13 protein-coding genes are annotated in these 15,542 nt (G+C 59.3%); 8 read left to right on the plus strand and 5 right to left on the minus strand.

Annotated elements, in window-relative coordinates:
- The first annotated feature begins 153 nt into the window (after positions 1-153).
- Positions 154-4,194: a beta strand repeat-containing protein gene (locus tag VITFI_RS01195; RefSeq protein WP_157725506.1), complete on the plus strand. Its 4,041-nt coding sequence runs from the start codon at positions 154-156 to the stop codon at positions 4,192-4,194.
- A gap of 27 nt (positions 4,195-4,221) precedes the next feature.
- Here VITFI_RS01195 and VITFI_RS01200 read toward each other — a convergent pair whose 3' ends face one another.
- From VITFI_RS01200 to VITFI_RS01210, 3 genes are read right to left on the minus strand one after another with little or no spacing between them, the layout of a single operon-like run.
- Positions 4,222-4,656, minus strand: coding sequence for a DUF1801 domain-containing protein (locus VITFI_RS01200; protein ID WP_089415441.1), 435 nt, complete (start codon positions 4,654-4,656; stop codon positions 4,222-4,224).
- Positions 4,657-4,716: 60 nt separating this feature from the next.
- Positions 4,717-5,286, minus strand: a complete 570-nt coding sequence (gene dcd, locus VITFI_RS01205; protein WP_089415442.1) for a dCTP deaminase — start codon at positions 5,284-5,286, stop codon at positions 4,717-4,719.
- Between the two features lie 48 nt (positions 5,287-5,334).
- Positions 5,335-5,946, minus strand: a complete 612-nt coding sequence (locus VITFI_RS01210; RefSeq protein WP_089415443.1) for a 2-hydroxychromene-2-carboxylate isomerase — start codon at positions 5,944-5,946, stop codon at positions 5,335-5,337.
- A 69-nt stretch (positions 5,947-6,015) separates the two neighbouring features.
- Between VITFI_RS01210 and VITFI_RS01215 the strand changes: the two genes are divergently transcribed.
- From VITFI_RS01215 to VITFI_RS01240, 6 genes are all read left to right on the plus strand, one after another.
- Complete coding sequence (locus VITFI_RS01215; RefSeq protein ID WP_089415444.1) at positions 6,016-6,636, plus strand: hypothetical protein; 621 nt, start codon at positions 6,016-6,018, stop codon at positions 6,634-6,636.
- Positions 6,637-7,084: 448 nt separating this feature from the next.
- Entirely contained in the window at positions 7,085-7,717 is a 633-nt protein-coding gene (locus tag VITFI_RS01220) for a type VI secretion system-associated protein TagO (protein ID WP_089415445.1), read from the plus strand.
- A 617-nt stretch (positions 7,718-8,334) separates the two neighbouring features.
- Complete coding sequence (locus VITFI_RS18835) at positions 8,335-8,472, plus strand: zinc ribbon domain-containing protein (protein ID WP_198301560.1); 138 nt, start codon at positions 8,335-8,337, stop codon at positions 8,470-8,472.
- Positions 8,473-9,285: 813 nt separating this feature from the next.
- A complete protein-coding gene (locus VITFI_RS17755) occupies positions 9,286-9,693 on the plus strand; it encodes a hypothetical protein (RefSeq protein WP_157725507.1) in 408 nt (135 codons plus the stop codon).
- 267 nt (positions 9,694-9,960) lie between these two features.
- Entirely contained in the window at positions 9,961-10,302 is a 342-nt protein-coding gene (locus tag VITFI_RS01235; protein ID WP_089415447.1) for a zinc ribbon domain-containing protein YjdM, read from the plus strand.
- Positions 10,303-10,583: 281 nt separating this feature from the next.
- Positions 10,584-11,285 carry a choice-of-anchor E domain-containing protein gene (locus VITFI_RS01240; RefSeq protein WP_089415448.1) on the plus strand — a complete coding sequence of 234 codons (702 nt, stop codon included), beginning with the start codon at positions 10,584-10,586 and terminating at the stop codon, positions 11,283-11,285.
- 18 nt (positions 11,286-11,303) lie between these two features.
- On the opposite strand, the gene VITFI_RS01245 is transcribed toward VITFI_RS01240, so the two are convergent.
- Together VITFI_RS01245 and trkA are read right to left on the minus strand one after the other, a co-directional pair.
- Positions 11,304-12,761 (minus strand): TrkH family potassium uptake protein, encoded by a 1,458-nt coding sequence (locus tag VITFI_RS01245; protein WP_089415449.1) that lies wholly within the window; start codon positions 12,759-12,761, stop codon positions 11,304-11,306.
- A gap of 14 nt (positions 12,762-12,775) precedes the next feature.
- On the minus strand, positions 12,776-14,200 hold the full coding sequence (gene trkA, locus VITFI_RS01250) for a Trk system potassium transporter TrkA (RefSeq protein WP_089415450.1): 1,425 nt from the start codon (positions 14,198-14,200) through the stop codon (positions 12,776-12,778).
- 109 nt (positions 14,201-14,309) lie between these two features.
- Here trkA and VITFI_RS01255 point away from each other — a divergent pair, with 109 nt between their 5' ends.
- Positions 14,310-15,524, plus strand: a complete 1,215-nt coding sequence (locus VITFI_RS01255) for a cation:proton antiporter (RefSeq protein ID WP_089415451.1) — start codon at positions 14,310-14,312, stop codon at positions 15,522-15,524.
- Positions 15,525-15,542: the final 18 nt, after the last annotated feature.

Genomic DNA, 15,542 nt, shown 5'->3' on the forward strand with positions numbered 1-15,542 from the left:
GTCTAAGCAGTTCGGCCTCTTCAAAAAATGACAGGTCAAGCCCCATCAGGCCGTCATGCTAGGGGGGTGTTCGCGGTCACCCCAAGCTTTTGATGCCCCCCAAGATGGAGCGGTTTACCATTCGATGCATCCAATTGATCGAGGAGCCACCTCATGGGCATCACTGTGTACGGTACCGCTGGCAACAACACCTTACAAGGAAGTACAGGCAACGATTCGTTGATCGGCTTGGCGGGCCATGATTTACTCAACGGCAATGTGGGTGCAGATACCCTGATCGGTGGTTTCGGTAATGACACTTATGTGGTGGATTCAACCGCTGATCGCCTAACTGAACGGCTCAATCAAGGCACGGATCTCGTGCGCAGCACCGTATCGTGGCAACTGGGCAGCAATTTTGAAAACCTGGCACTGTGGGGTACTGCCAACATCAAAGGGATTGGCAACAACGCCAAAAATATCATTTACGGTAACTCTGGCGCCAATGAACTCAATGGCAACGGGGGTATCGATACCCTGTTCGGTGGATTGGGCAATGACACCTATGTGGTGGACACTTCCGCCGACCGGGTGATAGAAAAACGCAACGCAGGCATTGATTTGGTGCTCAGTAGTCAGTCATTTACCCTGACCAACTACGTCGAAAACCTGACATTAACAGGCACGAAGGCCATCAAGGGTAGCGGCAACAGTGCCAATAATGTTCTTACCGGAAATGCGGCAGCCAATCAGCTCAATGGCAATGGCGGCCAAGACACCCTCATCGGTGGCCTGGGTAATGACACCTACGTTGTCGATTCCCTCTCCGATGTCGTGACCGAGGCCGGGGGCACAGATCTGATTCAAGCGTCGGTGTCCTACACGCTGGCCGCCAACGGCGTCGAAAACCTCACCCTGACCGGAATCTCCGCCCTGAACGGCACGGGCAACACCAGCGCTAACGTCATCACCGGGAACACCGCTGCCAACCGCTTGGACGGTGGTGCCGGCAGTGACACCCTCATCGGTGGCACCGGTAATGACACCTACGTTGTCGATTCCCTCTCCGATGTCGTGACCGAGGCCGGGGGCACAGATCTGATTCAAGCGTCGGTGTCCTACACGCTGGCCACCAACGGCGTCGAAAACCTCACCCTGACCGGTGTCACAGATCTGAACGGCACGGGCAACGCCAGCGCCAACGTAATCACCGGCAACACGGGTGCCAACCGCCTGGAGGGGGGGGCCGGTAACGACAGCCTGTCCGGCGCTGCTGGCACGGACACCCTGATCGGCGGTGCGGGCAACGACACTTATTCGGTGGATTCCACCAGCGATATCGTCACCGAAGTGGCGGGCGAAGGCGTCGATCTGATCCAAGCGTCGGTGTCCTACACGCTGACCGCCAACGGCGTCGAAAACCTCACCCTGACCGGGACCTCTGCCCTGAACGGCACGGGCAACACCAGCGCCAACGTGATCACCGGCAACGCCGGTGCCAACACCCTGGCGAGCGGTGGGGGCGTCGACACGCTGGTGGGTGCCGCCGGTGCCGATGTTTTCACCCTCGTGGACAGCGATTTGACTGCCCTGACCACCAGCAGCGGCGCCGCCATGTCCATCGACGGGGGCGCCGATTGGGACACCTTGACCCTCGCCACCACCACCGCCACTTTGCTGGATTTGGTGGCCATCACCGATGCCACTGGCTCGGGAACGGCACGGTTGCAAAACATCCAAACAGTGAACTTGGGGGCCAGCGGCGCGCAGCAACTGGCCCTGCAAGCGCAGGATGTGGTGTCCTTGGCCAGCAGCAATGTGCTGAACAGTGGCAACGCCAGCAGTTTGGGATGGAGTAATGGCAGCTACAGCCTGTCGGCCAGCGAAAGCCGCTACCAGCTTGTGATTGAAGGCTCCGCACAGGACGAAGTGCTCAAGAGCACGCTGGACAGCAGCAGTAACGGCGAATGGGCGTTTGTGGGTACCTTGAATCAAGGAGGCACCACCTACGACGTCTACAACGATGTGGGAGGCACCGCCCAGATCATCGTGAACGCTGCCGTGCAGTTCAACAGTGGACTGGTTCACATCACTCCGGCGACGGTGACGCTGTCGGCCCTAGAGGCCACCAGCGGCGGGTTCGTTATCCGTGGTTTGTCGGCTGGCGAGAAGAACGGCTGGTCGGTGTCCTCGGCGGGGGATGTCAATGGCGATGGGTTGGCCGATTTGATCGTCGGCGCGCCAGCCAGCGACCCCAGCGGGGGCGATGGCGCCGGACGCAGCTATGTGGTGTTCGGCAAAACGAACAGCACAGCGGTCAATGTTTCAACGTTGACTTCGGGCACCAACAGCGAAGGCTTCGTCATCAATGGGCAGGCACTGTCTTCGGCTGCGGGATGGTCGGTTTCCGATGCAGGAGATGTCAATGGGGATGGCTTGGCCGATGTCATCGTCGGATCGCCAGGGGGAGCCCCCAGTTTTTCGCGCATTGGCGCCGGGCGCAGCTATGTGGTGTTTGGCACAACAGCGAGTTCTGCACTGGATTTGTCCGTCCTGACAGCAGGCAGCAGCACCCAGGGTTTCGTGATCAACGGACAAACCACCGGTGACCTGAGCGGCTACTCGGTCTCATCGGCGGGTGATGTGAACGGCGATGGGTTGGATGACCTGATCGTTGGCGCGTACCAAAGTGACCCCAATGGTCAGTCGGGCGCCGGGCGCAGCTACGTGGTGTTCGGCAAGACCGGTGGCAGTGTGGTGGAAGTCTCCAGCCTCACGGCGGGCACCAGTACAACCGGGTTTGTCATCAACGGCGAAGCTGCCGATGACAAGAGCGGGTTCTCGGTCTCGGCTGCCGGCGATGTGAACGGCGACGGCCTGGCCGATCTGATCATCGGCGGCCATTCCACCGATGCCACGGGCGCCGACGCAGGACGGAGCTACGTGGTGTTCGGCAAAACGGACGGATCGGTGGTCAATGCCAGCGACCTGGCGACCGGGAACAGCACCGCCGGCTTCGTGATCGATGGTGCCTCCAGCAGCGAACTCAGCGGCTGGGCGGTGTCGGATGCCGGGGATGTCAACGGTGACGGCCTCGCCGACCTGATCGTCAGCGCCTCGTGCGACCCCGTGAACAGCACCCAAACGGGGCGCAGTTATGTGGTGTTCGGGAAAACGGGGGGGGCCATCGTAGAACTGTCGGATCTCACGGCGGGCACTGGCAGCGGCGGCTTCGTCATCCGAGGGGAAACCACGGGCGACTGGACGGGTTATGCCGTGTCCTCTGCCGGCGACGTGAACGGCGATGGCTTGGACGACCTCATCGTTGGTGCGCATGGCGCAGACGCCGAAGCCGGCACCAGCTACGTGGTTTACGGCAAAACTGGGGGGGCGGTGGTCGAACTGTCGTCCCTGACATCCGGCATGAGCAGCGCGGGGTTTGTGATCAGCGGTGGAGCCAGTGCGGATTGGAGCGGCTATTCGGTTTCGACCGCCGGCGACGTGAACGGGGACGGGGACGGCTTTGATGATTTGATCGTCAGCTCGCCCTATGCCGATACCTCGGCAGGCAGCGATGCGGGCGTCAGCTACATCGTCTTCGGCGGTGCCGATGCCATGACGCAGTGGGTGTTCGACTCCCGAGACGGCGACGCCATCGGCACCTCATCCGCCGAATCGCTGACCGGCACCAGCGGCAACAACCAGATCGTCGCCGGGGCGGGTGATGACACCCTGACCGGCGCCGGCGGGGCCGACGTGCTTTACGGCGGCGCCGGCAATGACGTGATCGTGCTCAACGCCAGCAACGTCACCGCCCTCGGGCAGACGGGCGGCAGCCAAGCGGTCATGCGGGTGGATGGCGGCACGGGCATCGATACGCTGCGCATCGACGGGGCGGGCATCACCCTCAACCTCACCCCCCTCAAGACCCCCGTCATTCAGAACATCGACATCGTCGATCTGACAGGCTCTGGCAACAACGTCTTGACGCTGTCGGTGCTGGATGTGCTGCAACTGGGCGCAGCCAATACCTTCAGCACGGCTGGCCGGCAACAACTGATGGTGTCCGGTGACGCTGGGGACTCGGTGACGCTGTCAGACAGCGGCAATTGGAGTGTGGCGGGCAGTTTGTCCTATGGTGGGCAGAGTTACACCCTCTACAACCACAACAGCTCGGCCGCCCAATTGCTCATCGACACCGATTTGCTGCCTTAACGCCGCAGGTGCGCCAGCCCGCCGGGTTCACATCGAATCCGGCGATCCCTCAGAGGATGAGAAAAACCCACCGCCACGCGGTGGGCGACTTTGCCCCAGCCGTCGGGCCAGGGCGGCACTGGCGCTAATCACCATTTCAACCGCCACCCGATCCACAGGCTGGGTGAAGCGACAGCGCAAGGTGCGTGGCCCCCGCCCGACGCCATCCAGCGGCGGCAAACCGGGGGGTAATTGGCTGCCGTTGAAAATCTGCAAGTTGGCGTGCGCCTTGTGCGGCACGATGGCTGCGAACACCACGTCATGCACCGAAAACACCAAGTTGCCCCACTTGACGGCCTCCATCACGTCGGGCGCAGCGTTGCGGATGGCGGCCTGCAACGCCTCGCAGGTTGGGCGCTGCCCAGGCGTCAGAAAATCGAACCAGGCAGCGACCAGGGCTTTGGGGCGGGCAGCGGATCTCATGTCGGTGCGGACTCCTTTGTCAGCTACAAGAAAGTGGCCATTGTGCGTCTTCTGCCGCCGTCACGTCTTGGGCAGGGTGACACCGCGTTGCCCTTGGTACTTGCCACCCCGATCGCGGTAGCTGGTCTCACACACTTCGTCGGACTCGAAGAACAGCACCTGGGCGCAACCTTCTCCCGCATAGATCTTGGCAGGCAGCGGGGTGGTGTTGGAAAACTCCAGCGTCACATACCCCTCCCATTCGGGTTCAAACGGCGTGACGTTCACGATGATGCCGCAGCGCGCATACGTGCTTTTCCCTAGGCAGATCGTCAGCACATTGCGCGGGATGCGGAAGTATTCCACCGTGCGGGCCAGCGCAAAACTGTTGGGCGGAATGATGCAGACGTCACTTTCGATCGAGACAAAACTTTTCTCGTCGAAGTTCTTGGGATCCACCACCGTTGAGTGGATGTTGGTGAAGATCTTGAATTCGCGGGCACAGCGGATGTCGTAGCCGTAGCTGGACGTGCCATAGCTGACGATCTTCTGGCCATCGGCTGCGTGGCGCACTTGCCCTGGCTCGAACGGCTCGATCATGCCGTGCTGTTCGGCCATGCGGCGGATCCACTTGTCACTCTTGATGCTCATGCAAACTGCCCCGAGAGAAACCTGGGCATTCTAGGGGCCCAGCGTCTGTCAAAAACCACCGGTCTGCAACCAGCGTGCCAACTGCTCTTGCCGGTCGTTCCCCCAGAACGGTTCGCCGTCCACACGGAAAAACGGGGCGCCGAACACCCCCAGCGCGATGGCTGCATCGTTTTCGGCACGCAAGCGGTCTTTCCACAGCGGATCGTTCCACGCGGCTTGTGCTTGCGCCGCGTCCAAACCCGCCTCGCTGACCAACTGGCGCAGTGCCACCGGGTCGTTGATGGGCACGTTGCGGGTGAACACCGCACGGAATGCGGTGTGCGTCCACGCTGTGGCAGCGGCTTCGCCATGTGTGTCCTGCAACCACCAAAACACCCTCGCCGCCAAGTGCGTGGCCAGCGGAAATGGCTCCGGGCGATGAAACGGCACCCCCGCGAACCGCGCTGAGCGGTCGAAGTCCCGCCAGGCGTAATCGCGCTTGAGGGGGTAGGAGACGGGGCTTTTCAACTCCGCCGCTTGGAACGTCACGCCCAGCAGGATGGCATGGCGTCGCACGGGGCGTCCGTGACGCGCAGCCAGCGCGTCAATCCACTCGTTGGCGATGTAGGCGTAGGGGGAGGAAAAATCGAACCAAAAATCGATGGCGGTGGGCGTGCTCATGCGCTGGACGATACACCGTCGATTGACCCAACGCACGCGGGGTGCCCCCATGGCCGCTAGCATGCGCCGATGTTCGTCATCTACTTGTTGTTGACCTTGCTGGCCGTTGGTTTGGCGCTGGCTTTGCAGCCCTGGCGGGCTGTCGAGGCTGAGGGGCCACCGTGGCCGTGGTTGTTTTGGTTGGCCGTCATGCCGCTGATGTGGGGCGCCGATCAATACGCCCACATGCCCATCATCCAGCCTTTGTCGGGGGCGTGTTTGCTGGTGCTGCTGGCGGGCTGGCCGTTGGCGGTGCTGGGGATGGTGGCGGTCAGTGTGTTCACCACGGTGGTGGCCGATTTGAGCTGGTGGGAGGGGCTGTCGCGCTTGGTGTGGCTGGGGTTGCTGCCGGGAACGCTGGCGTTTGGCATCGGCTTGTTGATTCGGCGCTGGCTACCGAATCATGTGTTCGTGTTCATTTTGGGCCGAGGCTTTTTAGGCTCGGTGCTGGCAGGCTCGTTGGCAGGCTGGATCGGCTTGTGGGTCGAAGGGGTTCCCGCCGGCAGCGATGGCGGGGACATGATGATTGGCCGTTGGCTCGCCGCCTGGGGTGACGCCTTTCTCACCGGCATGTTCACGGCCATCTTCGTGGCGCTGCGGCCTCAATGGCTGGCGACCTACTCGGATCGGATTTACCTCGATCGGCGCTGAGGGCCACCACGCTCACCATGCCCGTCTTGTGCAACAGGTAAGAACGTGAACACTGTTGATGCACAAGCGCCACATCTACCCTAGACGCTGTACCATCGAATTCACCATTTAGTGCCGGCTCGTCTGGCGTCCTGGGCCTCCTTGATGTGGTTTCTGTTCGTCGCCTCGCACCTCTTGTCTACGGTTTCCTCCAGACCCCGCTTCGCGGCGACGCCCTTGCCCTCGACTCGTGGTTGTCCTGCTCGCTCTTCGAGTCCAGGCCGGTACTCCCACAGGGGAATTTCACCCTATAAGCTCACGCCTATGCTGGGCGCGCACAGGTCGGTCAAATTGACGTCACGCAAAGTCCGCACCTCCGGCGCGTGCTTTGCGCGACGCAGGTGATTTTCACGTTAGCAAAATACAAAAATCATCAACGTACAACCCTAAAAAATTAAACTCAGTAGCCATGACAACCTCCATCATGAAGCACGCTCTACCACTGCTGTTTGTTCTTTCTGCAACAAGCGTTGCATCGCAGGATTTAGTACCTTCCCTCGCAGCCTGCGCGAAAGACAAGACTCCAACGTCCAGACTTGCTTGCTTTGACTCGCTAGCGGCCAAGCATACATCGCCCTCAACAAGTACTACCATACCGCCAAGCTCAAAGTGGGTTATCTCGACGGAAACTTCAAAGATCGACGATTCAAAGACTGTAGTTCTTCGGTTATCAGCTGAATCAGCGATCACAGGCTGGCCCAGCAAGACTCACGTACCATCACTAATAATTCGCTGCAAAGAACGCCAAACAGAAGCCTACTTCGTTACTGGAATGTCCCCTGCGGTCGAGTACGGCATCGACGGAGCAACCATCACACTTCGCGTCGACAAAGCTCCTGCATTCAAGCTGCGGACTAGCAAGTCAACTGACGGAGAAGCCCTTTTTCTTCCATCAGCGATTAATAATTTGAAGAAAATGGCAGAGGGTTCAACACTGCTATTTGAGTTTGTTCCATTTAATTCTTCACCGCAGATGACAACTTTCCAGATTTCAGGTCTTGGTGTGGCGCTCAAGCCACTTCGGGAAGCCTGCAAGTGGTAACACAGCGATAACCAATTCCGACTACACGGTGCTGCGGCAGGCATAATAAGACCCAGCTACGGCACTTTATGGCAGCAATAACAAATTGCGCTAAATAAACTTAGCCTTCAAAAAAGCACTACCAAAGACGCTAGGAAGAATCCGAGATGAAACAGAAACCAATAATCGGCCTTGTCGTCTTCGCGGTGACAATGATCGTCATCTACACGCAGCTAACGCTTTTCGTGATACCGCCAATCGGCGCATTACCCGAGGGCCGCACCGTTGTAATCATGCGCCTGAACAAAACCGAGTTCATTGACAGTCCCGACGCAATGTGCGATAGGATACAAAGTGGCGTTAGCCTACTATGCAGAGCCATGGTAATGAGCGCCGTCGTGGGCAAGGCCACTATCCTGGTGAGGCTGCCGTACAGCTCGTGGCTTTACAGCATTTCGACCGGTGGTAAGAGCTACGATCGTTAGCCCAAGCTCTGGAGAAAATATGGAGTTTTGATTATCGCAATTCTCATCGGCTGAACTCCTGCTGTAATTGCAAACGGGAAGGGTAGATCCTTCGGTCTCTGGTGGTTCTACGGGGCGGCGCTATTCATTATCGCATTGCCTCACGCCTTAATCATGAAGGCAAACAATGCAGCCATTGAGCAGCAGCAACTTGCGGAAGGTCTGAAGAAGTGCCCTCATTGCGCCGAGCTCATCAAGCCTGATGCCAAGGTGTGTCGCTATTGCGGGCGCGAGGTGGCAGTTCGGGTCTAAATCAGCTGCTCAACCGGACTGACTCTAGTCGGCTTCGTTTTCTTCTGTTGGCCGATTCTAAAGTAGCAAATATTTATTATTCCATTTCGGATTGATCCGTTAACTTATTTAAAGATAAATTATTGCTCATAGTTTAAAAACACAACCCGGACGAAATTTAGTTACATGAAGCTGCAAATTTTGGAATATTTCTTCCATCAGCTGGCGCTTCGCGAAGTGCTAATCGGGTAGCCGGGGGTCTTTAACCCCCAGCTCCCACACCACCCACCATGCGGGCCCGCAGTGGGTGGTTCAACAAGTCGGCTCGCTCGACGAAGCTCGCTTCTCTCTGGTTTAGATATACCCCTGAGCCTTCTTCCATAAGGCCACCACGCTCACCAGGCCCGACTTGTGCAACAGGTAAGAACGTGGACTGTCGATACACAAGCGCCACATCCAGCCTAGACGCTGTACCACGGGTACTTCACCATCCAGTGCCGGCTCGTCTCGCGTCTGAGGCCCCCCTTTGTGTGGTTTCTCGTCGCCTCGCACCTTTTTCCTCTAGCCCGCCTCGCGGCGACGCCCTTGCCCTCGACTCGTGGTTGTCCTGCTCGCTCTTCGAGTCCAGGCCGGTACTCCCGCAGGGGACTTCCACCCCATAAGGCTCACGCCCATGCTGGGCGCACACAGGCCGTTGCACCTGACGCCCCAAAATGCCCGCTGGCTAACTTTGCGTTAGCAAAAATACGAAATAGCATCTCGTACGGCCTTAACTGATTCGCTAGCCACAATACAAGATATCATCCACAGATAATCGATGATACACCTTACAGCATGAGTTACGCTCCACACAATCTTCCGCAGTTAATCAACGAATCACACGAAGACTTTTATGCAGCCACAAATGCAGTTGCCAAAGAAATCGGATGGCCTGCGTTAATGACATTCGCGTACGAATTATTAAAAAACCCAGCATCTAAGACTTTGTGGCCAACCGCAATTGAAATCATCACGGTGGGATCAGAGCAAAAAAAGGCGTTGCCAAAAGATCTCTACGAGTTCATTGCGCGGATATATTTTTGTGCTGATCAATGCTCAGAAATGGAATCAGTAGAGATCGACGAGCAAATATGGGCATTTGTTTCCACATGGCTCGGACTTCCATATACTTCTGACTGGAGTCCATACAATGATCCAGAAGTCAGCAATCGAATGGCTCGTATGCAGTGTGAGAACCACTAAGAAAAAACCGAAAAATTCATATCACACCCAAAAGCCATTGCAATTTGTTTAGTACTTACGCAAAATAAGCTTCACACCACCATCGAACCCCATATATAAATCAACAACTCACAGCGATTCTATTTTATAGATATTCGAATATTTTTCACAATGCAGTGAAATTGAGGGGCTTTGTACCAGTTTTATTGTATACTGGCGTACCGAACAGGACGAGATGGACAAAGCCTTCTCGTTGTTTGTATTTTTTAGCTGTCATTGGCATACATAATGAGCACAATCCCCAAATGCCCGAAATGTGGTTCTGAATACGGATATGAAGATGGTGGTCTTTTCATTTGTCCAGAATGTTCGCACGAATGGACAAATCAATCGACAGAAGAACCAACAGAAAAAGAGAAAGTTGTTCGTGATGCGAATGGAAATATCCTGACTGATGGTGACACGGTAACTTTGATTAAAGATTTAAAAGTGAAAGGATCATCACTTGTAATCAAAGTTGGCACCAAAGCAAAAAATATCAGGATTATTGAAGGCGATCACGACATTGATTGCAAAATTGATGGCGTTGGTGCCATGCAATTGAAATCTGAATTTGTCAAAAAGGCATAACGCTAATCGGGTAGCCGGGGGTCTTTAGCCCCCAACTCCCACACCACCCACCATGCTGGCCCGCAGTGGGCGGTCGATCCACAAGCGCCACATCTACCCTAGACCATCGGATCACCATCCAGTGCCGGCGCGTCTCGCGGCGATGCCCATGCTGGGCGCACACGGCCAACTGGGTCATCGGTGCCACAAACCCGGCACGACTTCGACACGATTGCCCCCCCGGTGTTTTTCAGAATAGAGGCCAGTAACAAACGTAACAACCTTTCTTCTGAGAGCCCACCATGAACCTCTTGTCTGCATCGCATCGTTGGCTGCGCCGTTTGGCGGTTGTGTCGGCTGTGGCGGGGAGCGCGGCAGCGGTCGCGGGGCCAGGTGATGCGGCCTCGCTGTCGTTCAGCGACAGCGCCGCCACCCAGGTGCCCAACTGGCAGGACACGCTGTTCATCTCCCAATTCGACAGCAGCCTGGGCACCCTGACCAGCGTGACGCTGAGTTTTTCCGGACACAACACCGGCACGCTGGCCGCAGAAAATCTGGCCTCCGCCGGCACCCTCAACTTGGCCGGCACGGCCACTTACAACCTGAACAGCACGGTGTGGAACCTCACAGGATCGGCCACCGCTGCGCATGTTTTCAACGCGGCAGGGTTTGACGGCAGCGTGGATTACGGCGGCGCGTCGGGTGCTACTTTCACCAACGCCACCGGGGCTTACGCCAACAGCATCACGTTGACATCCGGGCTGGAAGCTTTCATCGGCAGCGGGCAACTGGCGTTCGGGGTGAACGTGGTGGGTGGGTCGTCCTACACCGGCACGGGCGCAGCGGTGGTGACGTTCGCGCAGTCCGCCGATGCGGCCTTGGACGTCACTTACCACTACACCACGCCTGGGGCCATTTCCGTGGTGCCCGAACCGAGCACGCAAGCTCTGTTTCTGCTCGGACTGGCGCTGTTTGGCTGGGTGGCTCGCTCACGCCGCCCGTGAGAGGCCACCAGCCAAACCTCATTTACGCCAAAACCCCGGCGTCAGCAGCACCAGCACCGAGAGCAACTCCAAACGCCCGAGCAGCATGGAGAGGGTGCAAATCCAGGTTTGCACGTCGCTCAAACCCTGGTAGTTGCCGGAAGGCCCCACTTGGCCCAGCCCAGGGCCGGTGTTGTTCAAACAGGCCACCACAGCGGTGAATGCGGTCACCACATCCAACCCGGTGAGCAGCAGCAGCATGGTGGCCACGGTCATCACCGCGCCGTAAATCAGCATGAACGCCTGCACCGAGGCCAACACTTCCGGCGCCACGACACTCCCGCCCCACGTCACCGGCACCACCGCACGCGGATGCACGATGCGCGTGAATTCTCGCTGCGCTTGCTTCCACAACAGCAGGCTTCTCACCAGTTTGATGCCGCCGCCCGTCGAGCCCGCACACGTGGCAAAACCACACAAACCCAGCATCAGCACCGGGGCAAAAATCGGCCATTGGGCGTAATCGACCGTGGCAAATCCGGTCGTGGTGGCGATCGACACCACACTGAACGCCGCGTGGCGCAAGCCCGTGAAAAAGTCCGGATACACCTGGTGAGCGTACAGAAAAACCGCCACCAACAGCACGCTGCCCGCCATCAAAGCCCAAAACAACCGGGCTTCCAGATCACGCCACACCACCCGCAGCGATTGTTGCCGCCACGCCAGGAAGTACAGCCCAAAATTCACCCCGGCCAGCAGCATGAACACAATGGCCACCAATTCAACCCGCCCCGAGTTGAATGCACCAAAACTGGCGTCGTAGGCGGCAAAACCACCCAAGCCCATGATCGAACACATGTGCATGAAGGCGTCCGTCCAGCTCAAGCCCGCCCAGCGCAGCGCCAACATGCACGACGTGGCCAGCACGAAATACACCGTCCACAGCCCACGCGCCGTTTCCGCGATGCGGGGGGTGAGCTTTTCATCCTTCATCGGGCCGGGCGTTTCGGCTTTGAGCACTTGGCTCCCCCCGACCCCCAGCATCGGCAAAATCGCCACCACCAGCACCAAAATCCCCATGCCGCCCAGCAGCACCATGAAACAACGCCAGACGTTGATCGAAGCAGGCAGCGTGTCCAGCCCCGTCAACACGGTGGCGCCAGTGGTGGTGAGGCCAGACATCGCTTCAAAGTAAGCATCCGTGACGCTCAGGCCCGGGATGTGCAGCCACAACGGCAACATGCCAAACGCTGGCAACACCGTCCACACCAGGGTGACGAGCAAAAAACCATCACGCGGGCGCAGCTCGCGGCGTTCTTTGACACACGCGGCCCATAAACCCAAACCGCACACAAACGTCACCGGCAGCGCCGTGGCGTAGGCCGACAAACCCGCATCGTGCCCAAACCAGGCAAACCCCAGCGGCACGATCATGGTGAGGGCGAACAGCATCAACACACCGCCCAGCACGGTGAAGACCGGAAAGTAATGGCGCATGGCGAGCGTCTCGATCAGAAAAAGGTCGGGCTGACTTGGAACAGCTTTTCAACGTCGCGCACCATGCGCTTTTTCGGCACGAACACGATGACGTGATCGAGGGGTTCGATGAGCGTGTCATGGTGGGCCATGAGCACCTGGGCATCGTGGGTGTCTGGGGTTTCGGCGCCGTCTTCGGTGTGCAGGCCGCGCACCAACGCGCCGACTTGCACCCCGGGCGGCAGTTTGAGTTGCCCGATGCGGCGTCCAGCCAAACGGGAGCTTTTGGCGTCGCCACGCACCACCGCTTCCAGCGCTTCGGCGGCGCCTCGGCGCAAACTATGAACGGCCTCCACGTCGCCGCGCCGCACGTAGGCGAGCAACTCACCGATCACCGCCGACGCCGGCGAAATGGCAATGTCGATCTTCGTGCCCTGCACCAAGTCGGCATAGGCACTGCGGTTGATCAGGGCCAGCACCCGGCGTGCGCCCATGCGTTTGGCCAGCAGGCAAGCCATGATGTTGTCCTCGTCGTCGTCGGTGAGGGCGGCGAACAAGTCCATGTCACCGACGTTTTCGTCCTCCAGCAAATCTTCGTCCGTGCAGTCGCCGTGCAGCACCAAGGTGGCCGCCGGCAGTTGGGTGGCGAGGTAATCGCAGCGGGCTCGATCGTGCTCAATCAGCTTGAGTTCATGGGTCTGACACAGCTCACGCGCCAGGCGCAGCCCCACTTTGCCGCCACCGGCCAGCATCAAACGCCGCACGGGGCGGCCCTCAGCTTCATGCAAAGCCGCCAGCGTGGCGCGGATCTGCGCCGTCGGGGCCAGCACAAACACCTCATCCCCGATGGCGATGCGCGTCTGTCCCTCCAAACGCGGCAGGGCTTGCTCTTGGCGGTAAATCGCCACCACGCGGGCATCCAAGTCGGGCAGCAGGGCGGGAATTTCGTCCAAGCGATGCCCCACCAGCAAGCCCCCTTCCGACGCTCGCACCACGATCAAACTCACCAGCCCGCGTGCAAACGTCACCGCCTGCAACGCTTCCGGAAATTCGATGAGCTGGCGAATCGAGGCCGTCACCGACGCCTCTGGGCAAATCACTTGATCGACGGCAAAACCCGTCGCGCCCATCATCTCGACATGCTGCTCAAACTCGGGGGAGCGCAGGCGCGCAATGCGGGTGGGCACGTTGAACACGTCGTGCGCCACCTTGCAGACCACGAGGTTGGTTTCGTCGGCGGCAGCACAACCGATCACCATGTCTGCATCGTGCGCTCCCGCTTGGGCCAACACCGAGGGCTGGATGCCGTTACCCACCACGCCGCGCAGATCCAACCGGTCTTGCAGCAGGCGCAGGCGCTGCGGGTCGGTGTCGATGACGGTGATGTCGTTGTGCTCAGAGACCAAGCTCTCCGCGACGCTTTGGCCCACGCGGCCAGCACCCAAAATGATGATGTTCATGGGATGAGATTCTGTCGCTCCAAGGAGGGGAACTTCCGCCAGGGGTGCCGTTCCACCTCACATTTACCTATTTGACGCCCCGCAGCCCCAGAAAGGAGCCCCCATCGCCATGCACACCGACATGCCCTTGATCACCACCTTGGCCTCTGCCCTTGGGTTGTCGCTGGTGCTGGGTTTCATCGCAGCGCGGCTGCAACTGCCCGCTTTGGTGGGTTATTTGTTGGCTGGCGTGTTGCTGGGGCCACACACCCCCGGATACGTGGCCGATGTGGGCCTGGCAGCGCAGTTGGCCGAAATCGGGGTGATGCTGCTGATGTTCGGCGTGGGCCTGCATTTTTCGCTGACCGACCTGCTGGCGGTGCGGCGCGTCGCAGTGCCCGGCGCGGTGGTGCAAATCGGCGTAGCCACGGCGCTGGGCGCGTGGTTGGCGTGGCACTGGGGCTGGTCGTGGGCGGGGGCGGTGGTGTTTGGGTTGGCGCTGTCCGTGGCCAGCACGGTGGTGTTGCTGCGCGCTTTGGAGGCCCGGGGAGAACTGGCGTCTGAGCATGGCCGCATCGCCATCGGTTGGCTGGTGGTGGAAGACTTGGCCATGGTGCTGGTGTTGGTGCTGTTGCCCGCTTTGGTCACCGCGCCAGGCCACACCACCCCGCCCGACACCCACACTGTGCTGCTCACCCTGGCACGTACGCTGCTCACGGTGGGGGCTTTCGTGGCGGTGATGTTGCTGGTCGGTCGGCGAGCCCTGCCTTGGCTGTTGCAGCAAATCGCCCGCACCAACTCACGCGAATTGTTCAACCTGTGCGTGGTTGCTGTGGCCGTGGGCATCGCCTCGGGCGCGGCGGCGTTGTTTGGCGTGTCGGTGGCGCTGGGGGCTTTTTTTGCTGGCTTGGTGCTGCGTGAATCGGATTTTGGCCATCGCGCCGCCGAAGAATCCTTGCCCTTTCGGGATGCTTTCGCGGTGTTGTTTTTCGTCTCGGTGGGGATGCTGTTCGACCCGCTGGTGCTGCTGGAGCGACCGGTGCAAGTGCTCGGGGTCACGGGGGTGATCGTGCTGGGCAAGTCCGTGGTGGCAGCCGCGTGGGTGCTGGCGCTGCGCCGGCCATTGAGCCAAGCCCTGGGGATTGCTGCCAGTTTGGCCCAAGTGGGCGAGTTTTCGTTCATTTTGGTCGGGTTGGGGGGCAGCTTGGGGGTGCTGCCACCCGAAGCTCAAAGCCTGATCGTGGCGGGCGCATTGCTGTCGATCGCGCTCAATCCGCTGTGGATGTCCCTGATGCCATGGTTGCAGCGTTGGATGGCCGCACGCTGGGCCTGGGCACGGGACTGACTTCATCGCTGCGTCACG

The sequence above is a fragment of the Vitreoscilla filiformis genome, from assembly GCF_002222655.1.
GTDB lineage: Bacteria > Pseudomonadota > Gammaproteobacteria > Burkholderiales > Burkholderiaceae_C > Ideonella > Ideonella filiformis.

What these genes read in the sequence shown, in the direction of transcription:
- VITFI_RS01195 (WP_157725506.1), top strand. Translation starts at nt 154, where the DNA reads ATGGGCATCACTGTGTACGGTACCGCTGGCAACAACACCTTACAAGGA.
- VITFI_RS01200 (WP_089415441.1), bottom strand. Translation starts at nt 4,656, where the DNA reads ATGAGATCCGCTGCCCGCCCCAAAGCCCTGGTCGCTGCCTGGTTCGAT.
- dcd (WP_089415442.1), bottom strand. Translation starts at nt 5,286, where the DNA reads ATGAGCATCAAGAGTGACAAGTGGATCCGCCGCATGGCCGAACAGCAC.
- VITFI_RS01210 (WP_089415443.1), bottom strand. Translation starts at nt 5,946, where the DNA reads ATGAGCACGCCCACCGCCATCGATTTTTGGTTCGATTTTTCCTCCCCC.
- VITFI_RS01215 (WP_089415444.1), top strand. Translation starts at nt 6,016, where the DNA reads ATGTTCGTCATCTACTTGTTGTTGACCTTGCTGGCCGTTGGTTTGGCG.
- VITFI_RS01220 (WP_089415445.1), top strand. Translation starts at nt 7,085, where the DNA reads ATGACAACCTCCATCATGAAGCACGCTCTACCACTGCTGTTTGTTCTT.
- VITFI_RS18835 (WP_198301560.1), top strand. Translation starts at nt 8,335, where the DNA reads ATGAAGGCAAACAATGCAGCCATTGAGCAGCAGCAACTTGCGGAAGGT.
- VITFI_RS17755 (WP_157725507.1), top strand. Translation starts at nt 9,286, where the DNA reads ATGAGTTACGCTCCACACAATCTTCCGCAGTTAATCAACGAATCACAC.
- VITFI_RS01235 (WP_089415447.1), top strand. Translation starts at nt 9,961, where the DNA reads ATGAGCACAATCCCCAAATGCCCGAAATGTGGTTCTGAATACGGATAT.
- VITFI_RS01240 (WP_089415448.1), top strand. Translation starts at nt 10,584, where the DNA reads ATGAACCTCTTGTCTGCATCGCATCGTTGGCTGCGCCGTTTGGCGGTT.
- VITFI_RS01245 (WP_089415449.1), bottom strand. Translation starts at nt 12,761, where the DNA reads ATGCGCCATTACTTTCCGGTCTTCACCGTGCTGGGCGGTGTGTTGATG.
- trkA (WP_089415450.1), bottom strand. Translation starts at nt 14,200, where the DNA reads ATGAACATCATCATTTTGGGTGCTGGCCGCGTGGGCCAAAGCGTCGCG.
- VITFI_RS01255 (WP_089415451.1), top strand. Translation starts at nt 14,310, where the DNA reads ATGCACACCGACATGCCCTTGATCACCACCTTGGCCTCTGCCCTTGGG.